Below are 23,721 nucleotides of genomic sequence, written 5' to 3' on the forward strand. Positions count from 1 at the left end.
CCCCCTTTTTTCGCGGCTGAACGGCAGGCATCCCCATGGTCAACATCCACATCGAGGACCCCGACTACCAATGGGTCTACGACGCGGTCCTCTACACCGTGGGCGAACAACTCCCCAAAGCCGACATCGCCGCCGTCCGAGCCATGGCCACCGACCTGATCAACACCGTGACCATGGTCAACCAGCAAACCGGCCACACCGCCACCCTCGCCCGCAACGTCCCGCAACACCTCACCGGCGACGCCGCCGACGCCTTCGACACCTACGCCGCCACCATCACCCGCGACCTACCCGCCGTCAGCGAGATCGCCGCCTCACTCGCCGGCGCCGCCGACGGATTCGCCCTGGACACCGAAGCCGCCCAATACGTCGTCCTCATCGTCGCGTTCTGGACCGTCCTGGAAATCTTCAAAGCCATGCTCACCGGCTTCGGCGCCGCCGCCGCCCCCGCCATCATCGCCGCAGGCCGCAAAGCCATCAAAGAAACCCTCGACGAACTGCGCACCTCACTCACCAAACGCCTGCACACCGTCAACGACAACATCGCCAAATCACTGTTCGGAGTCACCGTCACCCGCGGCCTCCCCCAAGCCGGCGAGAAAGCCGCCCGCAAAAAATTCGCCGACATGACCACCGGGGAAAAAGCCAGACATCTGGCCAAAGGCGCCACCGTCCAAGCCATCGACGAATTCCTCGAAGAAGCCGGCCAGGAAGGCGCCGCCCAAACCATCCAGATCGTCGAGAACAAACGCGGCGGCCTCGACATCACCAAAATCGCCGTCTCCGGCGCATTCGGCGCCGCCACCTCCGGCTTCATCACCGCCTACACCCACGCCGGCCGCACCACCCTGAAAATCACCGTCGGCGACAAAACCGCCACCTACATCGCCAGCACCAAAAACATGAAGGACATCAAAAAAGTCCTCATCGCCAACATCCTGCCCGCCATCGCCGAAACACTCGCCGAAGGCACCATCAACACCATCGCCGGCGGCGGCAGCTTCCACCCCGGCGCCACCCTCTCCTCCTCCTACCTCATCGGCGTCGCCACCACCGCCCCCCTCACCCTCATCCCCACACCCGAAAAAACCCCCAACAACAACAACACCGAACCCGGCTCAGGCCCCAACAACAACACCAATACAGGCACAAGAGCCGACGCAGAACCCGGCGCAGAACCCGGCGCCGACGCCGCAACCGGCACGGAGGGCCAGCCCACCACCGGCGGCACCTCCACCACCGGCGATCGCGGGACCACGGGCAGCACCCCCACCGACGGCGCCCCCCAGCCGACCGGCACCACCACCAACACGAACCCAGCAACCGTCATCGACGCCCCCGCAATGGCCACCCCCACAACCAACCACGGATCCGGCGACAGCACCTCCACTCCGAACAGCGCAACGGCAACAGGCACAGCCCCGGCTACGAGCAACACCGCAAACCCCGCCACCGACGACTTCCCCGCCACCAGCGCCGCTCCAGCAACCATCAACAACCCCAGCGCCAACCCCACCACAACGGCAAATCCTCCGATCGGTATCGGATCCACCGGTGGCACCTCCACCACCAGCGGTTATCCGACCGGCGGCACGGACGCACCCGGCAGTTCCCCCACCACCAGTGGCAACGCCGCCGCGGACGGCAGTGCGGCCAACGGGCCCGGCCCATCCACCACCGGTGATTCCGTAACGGCCGGCACGTCAGCTACCAGCGACAACAACAGTGAAGGCTCAGGTAGCACCACGACCACGGCATCGCCCGCCAACACCCCCGCGGGTGGCACAGCATCACCAGCCGACGCGCCCTCGTCACCGAACCAGCCACCAGGACTATCCGGACTCGACGTCGCGACCAGCACCCCACTGCCCGCCACGGCCGCCACCTCATCCGCCGCCGCGATCGCGGCCAGCGCGCCCCCCTCGGCCACCACCACCGGTAGTTCCCACCCCGCCACCACGAACACCTCAGCCAAACAACCGGCCGACCTCACCCAGCCGAACACCACACCGGCCCAGACCGGACTGGCTGGGCTGGACTCCGTCCTCGTTCCCGCCCCGACAGCCGAGACCATCAACACAGCCACCAATACGCCCGTCACACCGCTGACCACCCCCGAACCCGTCGCCCACGAAGACCAGCCCGCTCAGCACGGCCAAGCCGACTCGACACAGCAACCCGCGCGGCTGCAGGCTGACCCGTCCACGGAGCCGATGCCCCCGGCGGCCGAAAACCATCGCGGAAATGACCGTCTCGCGCCCGGCCCCGGCCGGGCCTTCACCGGCGACATCGCGGCGGACTTCCAACACGAACTCACACGAGCAGCCCAAGCCATGGACAAGCTGCCCGACCGTGTCGAAAGCACGCCGGCCGCCCAGCGCACCCCCTTCGAGCGCAGGATCCACGAGGCCCAAAAGATCCTTGCAGAACAACGCGTCCTCGTCGGCCCACACACCCAACCGAACAACCGGTTCGACGGCAGCGACATCGGCTGGACCATGATCGCCATCGTCGCTGCTCACTTGGCCGATGCACCCAACGACATTCCCGGCGCCACAGCCCTCGCAGCCGACTTGACCAACAGATACGAGGTCGAACGCGACCGACGACCAGCGCTACTCGGAGGTGGCACGAAGGAAGATTTCGGACCGAGGGAACGCGGTAAAAGTTCAAGCACACGCCACGGGGCCTCGCGCCGGAACCCGGAGCTGAACACGTCCGGCCATAAACAAGCCGCCCACCCGGCACTCGCCGCACCGCGACCCCTGCCGACACCGGCAAACCAAGCGGCCAGCACGAGCGCCACCACCCCGTTGGACAACTCCAGCCACCCACAACCCGCCCACCCGGCACCCCCCGCACCACGACCCCTGCCGACACCAGCGCAGCCCGTAGTAGTAGCGCCACTGCAGCCGCGGCGCCGGGCGGCGCAGGCACGGTCAGCCAGCACACCCGAAAACGCAGCCAAGGAAGCAGACACCGCCGTCAGCGGCGCGAACGACTCGGCTACGGCAGGGAGCAACTCTTCAGCCGCTCGGGTGCTGCCGCCGCGCGCAGCTACGGACGGGTCGGTCGCCGGCTCAGATCGACCCGGGCCGACTGGTGCGCGGCCTCGGGACACCGGACGCCGGCGTCCGCAGCTGCCGCCGTTCCCGGCGATGACTGCGGAGCTGGAGCGTTCCAGCCGACGCGATTTCCTCCGCCGTCAGGCCGCTGAGCACCTCGGGAAGCCTCCAGCTGACTGGCCGGCCCGGCAACTCTACATAGAGGACAGAGACACGGTCGCTTACGCGATCATGACCGGCTACAGCGATGACCAGCTCGACCACCTTCTCGCGGAACGCCAAGGGCAAGCATGGGTACGTCAGGTACTGCAAGATCAAGAAGTTGAGAGGTTCTTCGAGAACTACCTGCCCGGCGACAGCGACTCGAGCGCGCGTTTCTCGAATGTCATGGATCCAGGCGTAAGCCGGGAGGTCCGGTCGATCTTCGACCCAGGATCGCAGAAGTACGCGGGCCGCGGACCTGAGCACCGGCTCACCGCCCTGGTGGCAGCACTGAAAAAACAGCAGGCTGTGTTGACGTCGGGGAATCTGCAGAGTGCGCCCTCCGCAGCCATGACCGGCGACAGTCTTGTCGACCCGAAGAACGTCTTTTCAACATACTTGGACGGGGTCGTCACATTCTTGGAGGATGGCGGCCGGAGAAGAGGGGCCCAGCGCCATCTCGACCCATTGCACAAATCATCAGCAGTGCAGGAATTGCACGAGCGGCTCGGCAGGGACAGCATGGTCGTTCCAGACTGGTTGGCCGACAAGGACGCCGCGCGGTCGTTGATCGAAAAGGCCCACTCCGACCTGACCTGGCTTGAATCTGCCGTCGACGGCCCGGAAGTGGGCGAGAGGAACCGCGCCCAGCTGCGCAGCCACCTAGCTGGCCTCAGTGAGCAACTGACCAACGCCAGGATCGTAGTACCGGAACAGATCAAACTCAGGGACCCGGGATCAGAGATTCCTAGGGGAATAGATCCGAGCACACTTCCGGCGGAAAGCGCCCACCGTACCGGACAATTGGCGAGAGACAGGCGACTACGAGCCCGGCAAACGTATTTGGACCAGCTCCATCGATCCGTGCAGTCCGTGCTCGACCTCATCCCGCCGGGATCAGTAGAAGCCGCATTTTCTAGAAGCCAGAACGTGGCTGAAAATAGCATCCCTGATCAATCCCGCCCGCAAGATACTCACGTTGCCGCAATGCCGCCGGCTCAACCCGGTCTCAGCGGAGCGCGCCTACGACGAGTCCCCGCCGACGGATACTGCCAGCTCTACAGCGCTATCGGCTCCAACCCCTCGCTGGTGCACCAGAAACTCGCGGTGGGCACTTGGGCCGACTCCGAGGTACTGAATTGGCTGCAAGACACGGCGCGCGTGCGCGCCGATCTGGAAAACAGCGCCGCCCGAGGCTCCGAGGGAAATCGGCCCGCCGACGACCTGCCCTTACGGGCAGCCGAAGCCCTCCACCGCTACATCATCAATACCATTGAAAGATACCGCAACAACTCGACCGCACTGCCGGAAGAAATCGTAAAGATCTACCGGCATAACTTCGGAATCGATCTGGCGATGGGGGACCGAATCCAACCGCTGATCGAGAAAGTGCGCGAGATCGGCCTCGACGTCACACCGAACGGTCGCGATAATGATCAAGACTGGCATGATGAATTGCGGAGCATGGTGTTCGACTATTATACAAATAAGGCCGGAGGGGTGGATGAGGCCGAGTTCGAAGAGATCAGTGATGGCGTAAAAAATTGGAAGGAAAGGTACCACACCAGCATCGGGGAAACATTTCTTCCCATCCTTTCCTTCGCTTTGGAAGTACCGATCTCCATCGAACGCGAGTTCAATGTTACATCTTTCTCTTTCGGCCTACAGTTCGAGGACCTGTCAGTCGGAAGAGACAGTTTCGGCAACCTGCCCGACGAGCCCGCCAACGCCCTCCGGCTGCATCAATTCCAAGAACACTATCAGTACTGGAGTTTCTCCGACGAAATCGACAACGAAGCTGCTCGGCTTGCCCCCGCGCCCCAGCCTTTACCTCGCACGATTTACGACTCTGCCCTCACCGACGAGCCTGACGGCAGCCCCCACCAACCCCTGCGCACCGAGTACACCCCCGACGGTGTGATCGCCGTCCCCGACAGTCTGAAGGTCAGCAGGCCGAAGGTCTACGAACACCGTTCTCCGTCCAAGAACTCTCCTCTGGCGACCAGTGGAGAAAACGTCTCGATGAGGCGGCTGCCCGCACCACCCGGGAACGGTAATATCGGGCAAGAACAGCAACCGAGCCTGCCGCGCCCGCCTCGGCAGAATGCAGCTCCGTCAATCAACCGACCGAGGCGCCCACTGCCTCTACGTCCGGCGAATCAACCAATCAGCCCAGAGACGGATCGCTCAGCGCCCAGATCCACGAGTCTGCCGCTCAGAAGCCCTGCTACAACAAGATCATCTCAGCCGCCCAGGGCTAACTCCGACCACCACACGACCCCGCCGGCGCCGTTCGGGGGCCTCCGCGGCGTGCGGCCGAAGCTTCCTCCACTACCGTCAGCACTCGGTGCAGCCGTGGCGAAACTCGAGGCCTGGGATCAACGGAGCCCGGACTGCGTGGCCCGGGTCGGTCGGGCCATGAGTGCGGCCAAGGTTCAGCAGCTCGCCGCAGTCGACGACCGAGAGCCCACTCCCGCCGACGTCGCCGGCCGGATCGGTGGCGTGTTCGGGCCGTCCGGGCTCTCTGCCTTCGACGCCCTCGAACGGGGCCAGGCGACACCGGTCTGGCTCGATGGATCGCAGGACCCCCAGCACCTCGTGCTCGTGCAACGACGGTCCGACAACTCTCTGGAACTGCTCGACACCCAGGCCGACCCGGCGCACCGCCAGGTCACCTTCACCACCACCGGTGAACTTCCGGAACCGGCTCGGCGCCTGGCCCGGAACCTGCGGGTGCCGATGCTTGGCGGCAAGCTGCGCCAGTTCGATGTGAACAGCGGGCAGCCCTCGTCCAGCGTGCAACCGATCGCCCGCACTGACCTCAGCGCCGCCCTGGTCGACCCTGCCGGAAGCCGTACCGCCGGCATGATGAGGCGGTTCGGCCTGCCGCGAACCCGGACCGAGGCGTCTCCGGCCCCGTCCGATGCACGCGGTAGCCAACGCGATCCCGCTGGCATCCAGGCCTCGGACCCGGCTGTCATTCCTTGGGAAGAGGACGTCCGGGACGCGGACGCCGCGGCGATCTTGTCGGCGCGGCTAGCTCCCTTGAAGGACCTGTCCGCGGTGGGCACGGACGACGAAGCCACCATCGATCTAGTGCTGATGGCCTCCCCGGCGAAGGATCGCGTGTGGTTGGCGGTCCGCCTCCCTGGCCGGCCCGAGCCCGTGAACCTCGGTTCGTCCCATCTGGACAAGCCGATTCTTCAGGAGTCCTCGACAGTTCTCGCCGTCACCTCCGTGAATGCCCAAGGGCTGGCTCGCGCGGTCGCGTTCAGCGAGAAGAACGACGAGAACGACAACATCCCCGAGGTCTGGGCCCGCTCGCTTCGTGACGGCGACGCCGAGTTCGCACGAAGGTTCCTCAGAGCCGCCGGCGGGGCGCCGATCACCGACATCAACAAGAAGGCCACCGTTCCGGAGTTCGTCGACGCGATGCGGGCCCATTCGAACCGGACGTGGTCGCACGGCGCCCGGCCGGACACCACTCTCGAGGGTGAGCACCAGCTGGCTCTCGAACCAGCCGAACTGGCCTTGGCCGACCGGGCCGCGGCCGAGCGAGATTCGGCTCTGGTCTGGGCTCGTCACCAGATCGCGGTGGACCATCAGCGCCCCGAGATCATCGGCCCACCGACGACGGCTCAGAGCAACCAGCTGCGGTTCCTGGAAGATCTGACCACCCTGGTCGCCGCCGAAAGTCTCGAACAATCACGGAAGGCGGCCCGGGTCCTCTCCCAGAACCTCGGCCGGTCCCACGGAACCCTTCGGGACTTCACCCCCTACGCCGCGCCGGAGGAGCTGGAAAGGATCGACGCCCAGGACTGGGAGAAGACCTACGACAAGATCACCGAGCCACTGCGCAGAGTCGTCGATCAGGCGCGAAGCGGCCGGCTGCAGCACGTCGATCTCGTCCTGCTGGCCGCGCCGCTCCGGGCCGTCTCGGGCGACTTCAGCCCGGGACACGCGGTGGTTGCTTTCCGGCTGCCCGGCGGCGAGCAGGTCGCGCTCGGGTTCTACCCGCACCGAGGCTTGTTCGGCGCCCAGGGCGCCATCAAGGACGACAACACCTATGTGACGGCCCCCAAGACGCGAGTCCTCAAGCAGTACAACATCAGTGGTCAGCAGCTGGCCCGAGCCGTCGAGTACATCGAGGGGCGCAAGGGTTCCGATTACCATTTGCTGCAACAGAATTGCGTTGTATTCGCCACTCAACTGGTATCGGCGGCCGTCGGTGGCAATGTCGTGGGCGAGAACGTCACCACCCCTAACGAGCTCATCACCACGCTGTACGAGAAGGGAGACTGGGCCGACGACGAAACCGGTGGACGGCTTGAACTGACCGGCCCGGCCCGCCAACGGCTGGCCGAGGCGAACCACCACCTCGATCTGGTCGGGCGCCGAACCAGAACACACGACGAGGTGCGATCCTGGGCCGCGTTCCAGATCGCCATGGACCATCAGCGACCGCTGATTGTCGGGAAGGCCACCGCCCGGCAGACCGCTCAGCGCGACCTGCTCGAAGCGTTCACGACCATTGTGGCCGCGGAATACGACGTCAACGGGCCCCGAGCGGCCGCTGCGCTGTCGAGACAACTAGGTTCCACCCACGGGACACTCCGTCCGGTCGACACGTCCTCTCAGCCCCCGCAGTTGTCCGTCGACGAGTCCGCCGCCGACCCGACCGCCGAGAATGCGATCGGAACCGTCAAGGTAGTGCCCTTCGGGACGGTGTTCGACGCTGGCGACGCCTTCGAGACAACCGCTTCGTCGACCGCTACACCAGTCGTGTCGGTGGCCGGTTCCGGTGACTCAACGCGTTCACCTGCGGACCGGGCCCGCGAAGCCTGGGGGGAGTCACCCGGCCAGATCGCACCCAGCCAACTCGATGACACGTCGCTACGCGGTGTCGTGCAGCAGGTGGTGGGGGCGGTGCGTGGGGACGACCCCGCCGACCGGCAATCGTCGGACGGGCTCCCCATGACCGACTGTGTGGCTTTGGCCAACACCTACGTCAGCCTGGTGCATCCGAGGCGCAGGCCCCTCGAAAGCGCCGACGACGTCGCCGTGGATCGTGGCGGTGTCGTCGGCGTGCGGAGCCGCCTGGTCGCCGGGCGCGGCTGGGCGCTGGTCGATGACCACGAAGCCCTCCACCGCCTGGTCGACGACCTCGGCCCGGGCGCCACCGTCGTCCTCCTGGACAGCCGTCAGGACGGCCGCGTGGGGCACGTCCGCGCCTGGCAGAACACCCGCGACGGAGTCCGCGGCGTCGACCCGCAGAACAGCCGGAACCCGGTGTACCCGGTGACGGCTCCCGATCGCCGTGCCGGAACCGTACAGACGTGGGCTCTCGTCATCGATGGTCACAGCAGGGTCGTCGACCCCACGACCCGGTCCGAGAACTACCTCTGGACCGCCTCGCCATCGGCCTCGACCACCGCCGCGCTCCTCGATGCCCCCGTCAACTACCAGTTCGGCGGCTTGGCCGAGGAGATCGAGGACCACCGAGTCGCGCTTTTGGGGCCGGACAACGTCGACTTGCCGGCGAAAACGGTACTGGTCACCTCGCAGGACGGCCTCGTCAAACTCGTCACTGACAAAAAACAGATCTTCGTCGGCGCCAACAGCAAGTTCTACGACACCAGGGAAGCACGTCATGCCGACGGTACGTCCCCTCATCCAACAATAGAGAGTATGTACCTCAGTGTCCCCGAGGTCGTCACGCAGCCCGGTCAAGTACTCCAAGGCGAGGACGACCTGGAAGCAGTCGACACGATCCAGAAAACGCGAAACGACTTTCTGAGGAGGCTGTCCCAGGCGACACCGGTCCGCGGCCTGGAGGACAGTAACCGAACACCTCTCACAGATTTGTTCCCGCCGACCGAATTCGACATCGCACCGGGACAGAACGGCGTCACCGCCGTCAGTTTCCCCTCCTTTCACCAACAAGCACACCTGTACGTTCAATTCACCGAAGATGTTCCGCTGGCAGGGCTCCATGCCTTCCTCGAAGAGGTAGCTCGACACGCCCGTCCGCTTGAGCCGGCCAACAAATTCCTGCAGGGATCCCTGGAGTTCGGTCAAGAGGTGGGTTCCCTTTTCGTACAGCGAAAGACCGGAGAACTTCGGCCCGCATCCGGTGACATGTCGGCCCTGAGCGCTTCAGAATCCGTCTCTTCACTGGTTGGCCTCATGACGCTGACCTATATTGTCACCGCCGGAGCAGCCTTTTATCAAGCACAGCCGCACGGAACGATAAAAAGCAAGATGATGGCCGTTCCGCGTCATTCCCTGCGCACCCTGAGAGAATCCTTGGATGCCGATGTCAAAAACTTTCTCCGGCGGGAGTGGCAAAACGTCTGGCGCATGTACCGCGATCGCTTCCTCGGTCAGACTCCGAATTTCGCGGCCGACTACAACCACGTCACCGACTATCCGGCCGATGCACCCGTCGAGCTGTTCGATGTCTCCGTGCTCAACGATGACGAAGAAGTCATCGGCACTGTCGGCCAGCTCCTCCTCGAAGCCGTCAACCCTCGACCCGACCAACCAGCAATCCGTCCTGAGGCATTCCATATCGGAGAAGCAAATCACGGCGACGGCCTGAACCGCCGCGAGGACTCCGGTGGGCCGCTCCCCCCTACTGCCGCCATCGAGGTCCGCTATTTCGGGCGGCCCAAAGTCCTCAATCCACCGCTTCAGATCAATTACAGCGATGAGAAGATGTTGGAGGACAATGCGGCAGCGCTCGTGGCGGCGGCTCGAAGCGCCGACGGCGTGGCCATTACAGCGCACCGGCTGGCCCTTGAACCCGCAGGGCGTGCCGTAACCACCGAATTGATGATCGCCATATCCCGACGAGTATCCGGACTGCCCGTCCCCGCCGGGAAGTTGCGCACCGCGATCGCCACTTATCTGGCCGACCGGCCGGAGATGTATCCCTACCTCGAGGTGGCCCTCCAACCGGCCGAAACTCTCCTGGGCCAGCCCGTGCTTCCGCCCCCCGTCGCAGCTTCCACCGAGCAGGGGGGCCTCGGCGCGTGGCGCGAGTCCGCCGACGACGACGTCTCGGGCCTGCAATGGTGGCAGCCGAGCGACTCGCAGCTGCTGGACCCCGTCGACGAGTTCCGTCGCCGCTATCCTCGGCTGCCCGATGTCAACGACAGCAACCGGGACTCCACCAGCACATTCGCTAACTGTCTCTACTCTGCTATCGCACTGCACGAGTCATGGTCCGGCACCGACGACTGGCCGGCCGCAGATCCGGACGAGCGCACCCCCTGGATCTACGCCGTCAACTATGCCAACTCCACCGCCGGCCCGGACGACAATGCTCGCACCCTGACCCGGGTCGACGACTACCAAGTCGTCGCGGACGCGTACACGACAAGACACAGCCATGGCACCCCTGAGGCTCACGGTTTCCTCGTCGTCAAGCTGGATCGCCGGCCGGCACACGTCTTCAACATCGTGGCCACCCCCGACGGTCCCGTCGTGATCGACAGCACCACTGGTCAACCGGCTTCCCTCCCCCGCCGCCCGCAGGCCGTCTACCACCTACCTGTCGGATCCGGAATCGTCGAGGTGGCCGGGGTTCCCGTCGACGCCGAAGCTCTGGACGTCGAGGACTCGAGCGTCCGCCCCGAGTCGATGAATCGCAAACGCCCACCAGCCGGCGATCGGAGCCGGTCGTCGGCTCCGGAGCTCGACGACCAGAACGACTTGATCGCCGGGAAATTCGACGCCGTGCCACTCCCACCGGTCAGTTCGGGGTCCGGCAGCGGAGCGAAGGCCGGCCGACCACGCCTCGACCGGGAACGACTGCGACAGCGGCGGATAGACCGTGCGGTGGCATATGCAAAGACCACCCAGCGCCGGAACAATGCCGTGCCGGCAGCGCCGGCGGTCACGGCCAGGCTCGACGTCCGCCGGTCGCGGCGCCGGCCGTCGTGGCCCGAGTGGCTCAGATGGTCCCGCATCAGACTCATCGTCCTACCTCGCCCCGTCGCCGCGCCGCGGCCTTCTGTCCGAGTCGTCGATCTCGTCGCCCGCCCACAGCATCGACGGCGATGGGTCAGCCGGCTTCTCGGCCAAGCGAAAGCCGCCAGAGTGGACACCAGAGTTTCGAGGAAAACCACCAGAGTAGACATCAGCGTCACGACGGAAACCACCGTTGACAGGGGAGAACTACCCTCGACCGTGAGTCACGGCGACTTCGCCCAGCTTGTCGCGCGCGCAAGTGAAGGTTCTCATCGTCTCGATCCTCAGGACGGCAAAGACCAGCATCGCGCGGAGAAGGACTTCGCTACCGTTGTGTTGTCCGACGTCCGCCAAGGCATCTACTACCACAGCGTCTCCGCGACCGATTCCGCGACCGACCCCTACGACGACCAGGGACTCGAATGGCCGACGCAGTCTCTGTGGGACATCGAGAGTCAGCTCCTTTCAGCCGGGGCGGGAGCGACCGCGTTCGTCCGCCGTGAAGCCCTGGGCTTCGAGCCCCATGCCTATCTGCTCTACGTCGGCGCTGACAGCCAGATCTCTTACTACGACCTGCACGATGGCGGCCGAGGAGACATCCGGGCCGACGCCGGCCGGGAGTTGACCGACGGGCTGAAAGTGCAGGTGATCAACAAGGGCGGGCGAATCCTCACGCCGCCCGCACAAGAACATGGACAGCCGACCACAACCTCGACCGGGCCGCTGCAGTGGACAGGAAGTTGGGGCCCCGTTCTGCCTCCACAGACACACATGGCGGCGGAACTGCGCGCGATGGAAGTCGATGACCCCGCGCGGCACCGAGCGCTACTGCAGGGCGCCGCTGGACGAGACCCGCGCACACCCGAGGACGCCACTGCCATCGCGTACGCTCTGCACCGGTACGGAGATACCGCGGCCACCGACGTGGCAGCCTGGTTCAACAATGGCGCTCTGCCGGCCTCGGACGGGCCCGTACGGATACCGCACGACGCCTATCAACACCTGTACAGCATCATCGGCGCAGGGCCGGAGCATCTGCTCCCCTACATCGAGAAAACGCCCGAAGAACTCCAGGCTCTCCGCCAGATCGCGAACCCCCCGGCCGTAAGACCCGGGGAACCCGAGAAGTCCGAGGAGCGCCGTAGGAGTCAGCAACGCGAGGCCGAGGCAGCACAGAAAGAACTCAGGGAGTACGCCGCCCTCAACGAGTGGCTGGCGGACCCGGCCAGGGTGCGGGCCGACCTCGACTACTACGCCACCACGCGAGTACGCGACGGGCGTGGGCTCCTACCGGCGGACACTTTCCCGCGCAAGGTCGCCATCGCTCTGCACGAAAAGGCCCTCGCCTACCTGGACAGCCACCCCGACCCCAGCACCCTTCCCCCAGAAATCCTCGCGCCGTACCGGGCCCACCCCTCACTGACCGGAAATACCCCGTCGGACGACGAAGACGCGCGCCGAGCACCGGTAACCGCGGAAGAATTCGACCTGCTCAAGACAGCCACAGCGAACTGGCACAACGACCAGACCGGCACCATACGCGAAGCTTTCCTGCCGCTGCTGGCCGCCGCACTCAACCTCAGCATCCGAGTCAGGCCCACAGACAGAAATACCTCCGCCGGCTCAGGGTACGCAGAACCGGAGTCCTTCGGCGGCCCGGGCAATCCCCGCGTCGAGGTGGCACGCCACGCCGACAACTTGGTGCTTCTGCCTACCCGTTCACCCGCCACACTTTCCGAGACGGACCGCCCGACGGAGGCGATACGGACCGTCCCGGCAATCAGCACTCCCTCGCCCGATCACGGGCTGAGCACCCCATCACAGGAACTACCCGGGCCGGCACCTGTTCGCGGTCCGGCCCAGCTGGACGATCAGACTCTGAGCACGGTCGTCGGGCAGGTCGTGGCGACCGTACGGGGCGGCGGCGCCGTGGGCGAACGGTCGCTGCGCGAGCTGCCGATGACCGATTGTGTGGAGCTGGCCGGCGCCTACATCAGGCTGGTGCACCCCGACATCCGACCGCTCGTTCCCCTCGACGATCTCGCTCTCGCCCGGGGCGGGGTGGCCGGCTTGCAGAACAGCCTCGTCTCCGGCCCGGGATGGGCTGTGGTGGACGACCACAACGCGCTGCACCGTCTCGTCGAAGGCCTAGGGCCGGGTGCCACTGTCGTCCTGCTCGAAAGCCGTGGAAACGGGCACATGGGCCATGTGCGGGCCTGGCAGAACACCTCTCAGGGCCTGCGCGGTGTCGATCCCCAGAGCAGGAACCCGATCTATGCGATCGAGCCGGCTGATCCGATGTCCGACCGGCCGGGAGGACCGGACGGCCGATTCGGCGTCACCGAGACGCGGGCCATGGTCATCGATGGGCAGAGCCGAGTGGTCGCGCCGCACGGTCAGCCGGCGGGACGTACCTGGGCTGCCTCGACCACCACCTCGACCACCACCTCGGCCGCCCTCGTCGATCCCTCCGCCCACGAGTTCGGTGGCTCGGCCGAGGAGCTGGAGCTGCACAATGTCCACCTGGTTCTCAATCAGATGAGGCTCCCGGCGAAGACAGTGCTGCTGGAGTCGAATGACCGCACGATCAAGATCGTGACCGACAACAAGAGGATTTGGCTCGACACCGACAACCTGCCCTACGAAAGCCCCGAGGCCCGAGTAGCAGCCAACGCGGCGCCACACCCGACCTACGACTCCATCAACATCTCCATCCCGGAGATCGTCAGCTCACCGGGCCAAGCGTTGAGTGGCGAGTTCCTCCCGGCGGTGTCACAGATTCAGATGTGGCGGGACGACGCCGTCAGGCGGTTGACGAACCCCACTGCCGGCGCCAACGGACAGACCCTGGACGAAGCTTTCCCCAGCAACTATTACTCGATCCGCCCCGGGTACGAGAAGGTGGTTTTCTTCAAGTATCCCAAGTTGCACATCGACGCGCCCTTCTACATCCAGGTGACCGAAGACGTCGCGCTGGGCGGCTTGTTCGGCTTCCTCGAGACAGTCGCGGTCGACGTCCGGCCGATCACTCCCGTGGACGGCTTGATCCGGGCGGCTGTGAGGTTCGGACAGGACGTCGGTGCTCTTTACGTCGAGCAGCTCGGACTCCCTCGGCCCGAGGCCTGGATGATATCGGCGCTCAGCCCGATCAAGAACGTCAACTCCTTGGCCGGGGTCATGGCCATCACGTTCGTCACGACCGCCGGGGCGGCGGAATGGCAGGTCGAACGACGAGGCGCCCTGAAGAGCCGGATGGCCGTGGTGTCCCGGCAGCCGCTTCGAACGCTCAGAAATGCACTGGCCGCAGACGTTCATGGCTTCCTGAGCAACAATGCCACTACGATCCGCCAGCTCTTCGTCAACCGGTTCCATGAGGAACACCCGCATTACCTCGACGTCTACCGGCAAAGTCAAAGTTTATGGAACGCGCAGATCGATTTCTTCTCGATAACCCTCACGAATGAGTCGGGTACCGTCATCGGAACCGTCAGGCAGCTCCTGGACGAGGTTCTCGCCCCCTCGCACCAGGATCCTCCTATTCTTCCCCACAAGTTCGACATCGGGCCGGCCGCCTCCGGCGACTCCCTCGGACAGCGCGTCTACAACAACACCGCCCTTCCTCCCACCGTCGCCGTTGAGGTGCGCTACTTCGGGCAGCCGAAGATCACCTATCCGGAGGTCATGCGGAACTTCAGCGACCACGACATGGTCAGCCGGGACCGCAACGCATTGATCTCGGCGGCACAGACAGCGGATCAAACGGCCATGGCGGCCGACCTGATCGACAGTGCCGGCCATTACGGGAGCGCAGTCCAGAACGACCTCGTGTCCGCCCTGACCGCTTCAGATCAGGAGAGGCCGGCACGGATTCGCCAACTGCAAACATCGCTCAGCACACTCCTGAGGTTCTATCCGTATCACTACGTGCAGGTGAAGACCGCCTTCTCCCCAGCCGAGGTGATGCTCGGCCAGAACCTTTTCGCCTTCTTCCCCCCACCTCAGACCGGACCAGCCGGTTGGGCCCAGCATCGCCCGTTGGGTTCCGGGCGCGAGCCCGCACCTGGCGACATCTCCGGCCTGACCTGGTGGCGCCCGGCCGCCACGGGAACCGACAAAGCCGAAGCTCTCCACGATCAGCACCCCTGGCTGGCCGACGTGAACGAGAGCGGCCCTCTGGCCGGCAACCACTTCGTCAACTGCCTCTATACCGCCATCGCCCTGCACCAGTCCTGGACCGGTGATCGCGTCTGGCAGGCGCCCCGGACCGAGACAACCGCCCCCTTCGCGTTCGCTCTCAACTACGCGAACACCTCCTCCGGCCAGCCTCACGAGCTGATCCTGGTGGCCGACTACCAATCCCTCGTCGATGCCTACATCCCTCGCAGCGACGGCGAACCCGACGCCCACGGTTTCCTGATCATCGAGGAAGGCACCCTCGCCGCCCACGTCGTCAACATCATCGCGACCCGGGAAGGCCCCCTCGTCCTCGACGGCCAGACCGGACAACCGGCTGCCCTGCCCGCCGATCCCCAGGCCATCTACCACCTCCCCGTCGGCCCGACGCCCATCACCGTTCCCGGCACCCGCATCGACACGAGCACCTGGGACACCGAATTCGCGAGCCGGCAAAGCTCAACGCAAACCAGCAAGTCGACATCCGAGCTCACCGCCGACGACAACTCGGAGGACACCTCGAACCGGTCGGACCGCCGGCGGCGGTACCCCACCGACCGGACGGCAACGCACGCTGACGCCACCATCTTGACGGAGGGCCTTCCTCGTATCGGCACGCGCCCGGGCGGCACACGGGACACCAGCGACAACGACGGATCGGCTCCTCCGGCCGGCAGTTCCGCCGTCCTTGGAACTCGCGCCGGTGACCGGTCGCGGGAGAATCGCGAGACACCTCCGAACCGTGAGCCGGACGCTCTCCTCACCGAAGAGCCTCAGCCGGATCCGGAGCGCGTCCGTCCCGGCCGCCGCCGAGTACGGGTGCCGGGCGACGGATACTGTCAGCTTTACAGTGTCGTGGGCGCGAATCCTAGCCATGTGCGCAGGCTGCTCGTGCAGAACAACGTAGGTAGCCCAGAACTGCACACGTGGCTCCAGGACCCCGACCGTGTACGCCGTGATCTGGACGATTTTGCTGTCTCCGATCTGGCCCGTGACACCGATCATTTGCTGCCGGTCTTCACGCTTCCGCGTCAAGCTGCCGAAGCCGTCCGAATCTTGGCGTTGCGGTATCTCGATGCGCACCGACAGAACCCGGCCGGGCTTCCTCATCACATCGCATATCAGCTCCGGATGCACACGCTGGCGGGAGACACGACCAGGCCGGACCTCGTCACGCAACTGGAGCTGATGGGAGTCTCCGAGGTCCACGACTCCGATGGCAACCCTCATTCACTCTTCGATGCACCTTCCGACGTGCTCCGCGCAACATTGAGCGCGCTTTCCTCGACGCCGACCGCTCCGGGCGAGATGAGTCTGATCCACGACGCTGTCGAGGACTGGCATCGGAATTGGTCGGCGAACGTCGGCGAGACCTTTATTCCGGTCTTGGCCGCCGCCTTGGGACTGAGGATCACTCTTCTGTCCCACGGGCAAGAGACACCTCACCACTTCGGGACGGAGACCGACCCTGAGATCGAGATCGTCAGGGACTCTGATCACTTCGAGATCACGGTCGCCGAACCGGCTGAACTCGACGAGGACGCGAGGCGACGAGGGACTGCTGGAGGTGCCCGGCCTCAGCCCGTACGCGATGCGACACTGCCTTCGCGAAGCAACTCCCAGGGCGTACGGCCGAGTCTGCCACGCTTGGTGGTGCCGCCCGCTTCAGTCCGTTCCCGTAGCACCCTGCCCGCCGTGAGCGGCAATGCCGCAGTGCTTCTGGCCGACCTCAGCCAACGCGCAGCTTCACGGCCTCACACCTCCGCCCCGACAGATGACCTGCTCGGCCCCGACCTCTTCGGCATGCTCAGTGCGGCGCCCCGCCCAGCGTTCATGGCACCCGATCTCACCTACGACCGGATGGCCACAAATCAGTTTGATGAGTTCTTCGCCTGGCTCAACATGACCGATCCCGAGTTCGCGACCGGGTGGACCGAGAAGCCGCTGACCGTCGCCACCCTCGCAGAAGAGGCGAACGACTACTCGACGTGGTCCTGCCAGCTGGAAGAAGAACGGTCGTGGACGAACTCGCAGGACGTGGCGGAGGAACTTCGTGTACTTCCACAAACACTCGAGGTGCCACTGATCCTGCACGCGATCTGGCTCGGCACCCCGCTGGGCGGAACAGAGGCGACCGACGACTTCCGGCGGAACCTGGCGACCATGGCCAAGGCGGTCGAAGAGGCCGGCTTCACGACGAACCTCTATACCGACATCACCCGGGCCGAGTTCATCCGGGCCCGGAGTATGGCGGGGCGCGACGATCTCGTTCCTGATCAAGCGGCACGCTTCGAGGCTCTGCGAGACATGATGGACTGGGCCCGCGCCCACGGGATCCGGCTCGTAAATGTCCATGAAGTGTTCCACGAAGATATCAATGAGCCGGCCTTCCGCTTCGCATTGTCCGAACTGGCCAAACAGAATGGCCGCGGCTATGCGGCCGCTTCGGACATCATCAGAGTCCTGCTGATGGTTCATATCGGAGGCTGGTACACCGACGGGGACAACCCGTTCCGGTCCACGCCGATGACACACGACTTCGGATTGGGCGAAGGGTTAGAGGAAACCGCGAGCTGGGTCGTCGAGCTGTACAATCATTTCGCTAAGGGCGCCGGTCCCGGCGGAGCCCCGTCCGGTTACGGTGTACACAGAGCACCCGGCGGACAGGGCTGGGGTAACTCTTCTTTCTTCGGCGCTCGCAATCACCCGTTCTTCCGGCTGTATCTCGACCAGATCCAGCAGAACTATGCGAAGACGCAGAGAGAATTAATACGGCTCGCCAACGATACCGATCGCAGAACCGCCAGCCAGCTTGTCACCTTCCAGATGTTGGCCTCTCGCCGACACTCCGTCATGACCCGAACCGGTCCGGACGTCCTGCACACATTAAGACGTCAGCTCGGAATCAAGGCCTTCCCCGCCCTGACTCACCCGGGAATGGGGACGGCGAACAGTTGGATGTCACCGGATCCTTTCCAAGCCCGTCGAAGTTACGCACCGCACGAGATCTCCGAGGTCCTCGCGCGAGCTGCCACCTCATTGGTTCGTGGTCTGCACAATCGCGAGGGAGATCTGCACCTCACCAGCATCGCGCCAATCATCAATGGCCTCCCGGAGCCCGATGCCGCATGGGAAGCACTGGTCGAGTTTCTCCTGCGGACCCCGGGTCTCCCGGCGATCCGAACGGTCACCGATCGCACCTTGGTGAACAGCGATGAAGGCGCCGTCGTCGTGGTTCTGCCACTTCCCGCCGTGGTGCGTCGCCGGCTCGGTCTCGAGCCCCTGGATCCGGGCGCGGAACCGGATCAGGGATGGCGTCTTGCGGAATTCCCTCGGCCGGCGCAAGTTGCCGCGCGACCTTCTGGCCTCACTCCATTGAGCACCATCACCTCAACGATGACACCTTCGCACTTCGAGAGCCCACCCTCAGCCGCAATTCAGTCCCGGCCGAGCCGTCTTTCCCTGCGACCGCCGCACTCTGCTCGGACTCCCCGATCCGCGCGCAGATCGGCGGCTGCCCAGTCGCCACGGTCCCGCCACTTCGTGTGGCCCCCCGGCGCTCCCGCCTCGGGATCGTCGTCCTCGCACCGGTCGCCGGCCTTGCCGGAGGTCTACTCCGAAGGCCGGTTCATCCTCGAGCTTCTCAACGTGCTCAACCACCAAGCGAACTCGACCTCGCCGGGTCTGACCGACTACGCGCGCGATGTCTATGACTCTGCCATCTGGTGGCAGCCCGAGAGCTCGAAGTGGCCTCTCCACACGCTTCTGACCACCTTGAGCCGGATCGAGACAAACCAGGAGAACGCAAGTCCTGGCGCTCGGACGCTACTGTCCTGGCAAGCTGCCACCGACATCCTCATCGGCGCTCACGCCGCAGACAGCGGAGTGGGAAGGGCGTCGAACCCGGACAGTCGGAGAAGCGTCGAGACGGCGACCCGGACACTGAGCGAACTGGACCAGGATCTCCTTGCCTTGTCGGCGCGACCGGAGTTCGAGAACGACGCGAGGATCGCCAGGGAATACGTCGCCGCCATGCTGCGCCGACTTGAGAACCGAACTGCCCAGCCCGACGCCCGAGCAGCACCCATTCCGGAGCAGAGCGCTGATCAGGTCGCGGTCGAGTTCGTCCCGATCGAGCCGCTGCGGATCGAATTCGCCGAGCGAAGCCATGAACTGGATGACAGCGACGCCACTGAGATCCGAACTTTCGTGCAGAACCTGCGGGAAATCGCCTCGGTGCGCCCGATCGAGATTCAGGTCGAGGTCGGCGGCAACAGGATCCGTGGCTTCCTCGACCGGGCGAGGGTAGCTGGGCAGGCGCGATCCTCGGCCGTCGTCCACCACCTGGAGGCCGCTCGAGACGAATTGGTCACATCGGGCGTCCCGGCCGACCGGATCACGTGGCGGGTGCGAAACCGAGGCCGTGGCCCGTCTACCGTGCCCGGCACAGTGGTGTCCAGCGACGGCGACCGTCGAGCTGCGTTCTTATGGCTCCAGCCCCCACACGGCACCGGTTCGCCGATTGATCACGACCAAGGTGATGCACTGCCGACACCAGCCGCCACCCGGGGCGGGCTCATGGGTTCTCTCCGCCTTCGTTACACCAGCAGTGGCCGATTCAACCTCATCTCCCGTCATCGCTCGCGCCCGGCCCCGCAGCCTCCGCGCTCGGATGGTCGTGCGGCAGGATCCGCTCAGGTCACCGTGGTGGACGTCAACCCGGCCGCCGTTGGCCTGAGCTGGCTGTCGGGGGTCAACAAGTGGCGAGACGAGGGCGGTGAATTCACCACCAACTGTGTTCTGGCCGCGATGGGCACCGACATGTCCCTGCAATCCAGGGGCGAAATTCACCACCAGGTGCCACCGAGTGAACCCCTCACTCTCATCGACCTCATCAATTACGCCAACGATCCGGAACGTGGAGTGCCGAGACCCGCCGACGGCTTCCGGCCGGTACACACCACGACCGACGCCGTACGCCAAGCTCTGGCGGAAAGCGAGCCCGGCGAACGCGGCGTCGTGATCATCCCGGACGGTTCGGGCCACGTCGTGAACGCAGTGCGCCTGGAAGACGGACCCGCCCTGCTCGACGGACAAATCGGCCGGATCGTCGACCTGCCCGGCGACCTCCCGGTCTACTTCCTGCCGTTCACGAGCGGCGTCACCATCACCGGAGCACCGGTCAGCGAATCGTTGCTCACCGATCAACGGGCCGGGACCGCCGGGCTGGGAAGCGAAACCCAGGTTGTGGTCGGCCAGGTCCCCACGGCAGTCGGCGAGATGCGACACCTCGAGCCGCCGGCCGCCATCGGACGGGGAGTGTCCCGAACGGAAAGCACCGACGCTCCTGTCACCACGGTCATCGAGCCCGACCCCATCAGGTCCGAAAGAGGGACCGCCTTGCGGGCGAAGTATGCCGACGACGGCCGCCTTGTCGTGACGCCCCGACGCATCCGGGGAACGGTGGCCTTCGACGGTCGACGGCCAGACGACGAAGGCCGCGTGCCGGTTCGAGCTCGAGAAGCTGATGACTCCGCCCTCACCAGGCCAAGGCTCGAGGCCGAAGTGAGAACGGTCGTCGAGTCCAGCGCCGGCGACGACCTCAACGCTTGCGTCAACCGGCTGAACGTCCTCAGCCGCCGGCTGTTCCCTGCCATCCGCGCGACCGAGTCTCACGACGACCTCACTATCGGCACTCGTCACCCGCACAATCCCTTCGGCGCCACGACGACCTGGACCCTGACCGACAGCTGGCAGTCCCTGCTTCCGACGATGCGGACCCTGCCGCCGGGCTCGACAGCCTTCCTCCTGCTTCGCCCCGGGGACAGGGCCGATGCGCGTACGGGCGAGGCCCGGATCGGCCATGCCGTCGCTCTCTACAACTTGGCCCCGTCGACGCCGGGACAGGCGCCCACCACCGTTCTGGTGGACCTGAACCCGGCGCGTCCTGGCTCGCACATCTCGGAGGTCGACGACCACGCGGACCCACTCGGAGGTTCTCCGTTCGCGCGGCCGGCGGTGGAGACCCGAGCCTTGATCCTCGACGACACCGGCACGGTCCGCGACGTTGTTCCCTCTCTCACCCCGTCTACGTCTCAGGCTCAGGCGCTTCTCGACCAGCCGACGAGCCGGGGGTACGGCGCCGAAGGCGTCGAGCCCGATTCTCCGGACGCCGCGGTGACTCGGAAGGTGGACCAGCTCATCGAGCAGATCGATCGCGATCGGCTTGGCCGGAACCCCGGCCGGAAGTCCCGCACCGAGGAATTGTCCGGGCCGGATCCGTTCAACCTGCGCCGCCTACCACCGGCGCCGCCGAACGGCATCGAGTTCCGGAATGTCCCCACGGGAGCCTGGCCGGGCGTGCTCCGCGGTCTCGATCTCCGCCGCCCAGCGACTCCGCGCACTGATCTCGTCGACGCGACCGCCACGGAGTCCTGGACGGTGGCCAGGGAGGGGAGCCGGTGGGCCAAGCGGGAGCCGGAAGTCCCATCGGACGATACCGTCCTTCCGCACCGGGACATGCCCCAGCTCGTCCACACGATCTGGTTCGGCGGATCACCGCCCGACTACTTCATCCGCAACATCCGGGACATGGTTGGATCCCTTGGCGGCAAGATGACTGTGGTTTTGTGGACAGACCTGACCAGGGACAATATTCACCAGGTCCCGGCACTCTCCCGCCGGGAGATCGGTGGCGCCTTCTCGGTGGTCAATGTCTTCGACGTCTTCCACGACGGCCATCGCATGGACAATTTCGACGCGTTCCTTCTCGAGTGGGCCAAGGGCGTTCCGGCCGGTTATGCCGCCGCCAGCGACATCTTGCGCTACGAGCTCATGGAGATCGGTGGCATCTACACGGACGGCGACAACACCTTTCACACCGAGCGCGGACTAGACACCAAGCTCGCGCATCATGGCTTCGCTGTACACGCCCACGTGGAGATCGCCTCCACCGATGAGGAAACGATCATCAACAACTCCGCTCTGGCGTCGACCCGGGGTAACCCCGCCTTCGCCGTCATCCGTCAGATTGTCGCGGAGAAATACACGATGCGTCAGGCGGAACTCAACCCTGAGTTCCACTTCGTAGCCGACGACCGGCAGAGCCAGGCGGCCGTCTACACCCTGCCCACCGGCAAGATCAGGACGGGCTCGGTCGTCGAACGGACCGGACCGGACCTCCTCGAGGAGTTCGCCCAGCGATCCGGTTACGGAAATCGCCACGGGCTTCCGAACTTCAATCAGGCCAATATCCGGATGGGTGCCGTCAACAGCTGGCGAGTCGACGCGTCCGCCCCGAAGAGGACCCTGTCCGAGGCCGAGGAGTTGATGCTCGTTCGACGCGCCGTCACGTATCTGGCCCGTGACCTCATCAATCGCGACGGCGATCTGAACCTCTTCGCGGTGCGGCCGATGATCGACCGGATGGCCGATCCCGCCGCTGGGTGGACCATCGTGGCAAAGGTCTTCAGCCGTTGGCCCGAGATGTGGGAACGCATTACGACGGTTACCTTCCAACGCCTCGAAGGTGACTATCCAGACGATGCTGACAGCGACCAGAGCTCCGACAGCGACGATCTGTACGTGGTTCGCCGCCAGCCGTACGAGGGCGATCTCGTCGCCATCGCGCTTCCTCGACCCGTTCTCGATCTTCTTGGTCTGCCGATCGACACGGAATCCACGAGACTCGGCCGGTGGCGGCGGGGCGCCTTCTCCAGCTATGTCGACCGAGCGATCGATCGCAAAGTTCAAGGTTCGAGTGGCGCTCGACCACGCGTCCGCGACAATCCACTGCACATCGCGTTCGGCAAGCGACAGACGGGCCTCACCAGGCAACAAGAAGATCAGATCTCCGCCGCGGCGCTCGGCATCGTGCAAGACGCGCTGCGGGTGCACGCCCAAGGCCGGCCCAGGGTGGAAGTATCCATCGAGGGCGGCGGCAACCGACCAGGTTCAAACGCCGGCCAGCAACGCGTCGACGCCGTCACGAGATACTTGAACCAGGCCATGACCGGTGCCCTGAAGAAATCCGGACCGGAGATCTGGGGGGTCTTGATCAGTCTCGGCACATTTCTCGACGGCACCAATCTCCCCGTCCTGGCCGACCTGGTCAAGATCAGGAAGGTGGATCGAGGTACCGCCACGGAATCGGACAGCCCCTCGATGATCGAAGTGCGCCTGACCAACGACCAGCGGAGGTTGGTCATCGTGTGGTTGGACTGATCGGCCCAGTGAGGATCAGGCAGGACGGCCGGGAGACCCTGACGCGGTACGAGCCGGATCTGGCTGCGCTGGGCCCGGGGTGGGA

General features: G+C 65.3%; 1 protein-coding gene. It reads left to right on the forward strand.

Translation table 11 applies throughout. From position 1 onward, the window contains the following. Positions 1-35 precede the first annotated feature (35 nt). Entirely contained in the window at positions 36-23,636 is a 23,601-nt protein-coding gene (locus C8E87_RS03615; RefSeq protein WP_133871765.1) for a hypothetical protein, read from the forward strand. Positions 23,637-23,721 lie beyond the last annotated feature (85 nt).

The organism is Paractinoplanes brasiliensis, from assembly GCF_004362215.1.
Lineage (GTDB): Bacteria > Actinomycetota > Actinomycetes > Mycobacteriales > Micromonosporaceae > Actinoplanes > Actinoplanes brasiliensis.

Bases quoted from the DNA above. Each gene is read 5' to 3' on its own strand.
- C8E87_RS03615 (WP_133871765.1), top strand. From the start codon at position 36: ATGGTCAACATCCACATCGAGGACCCCGACTACCAATGGGTCTACGAC.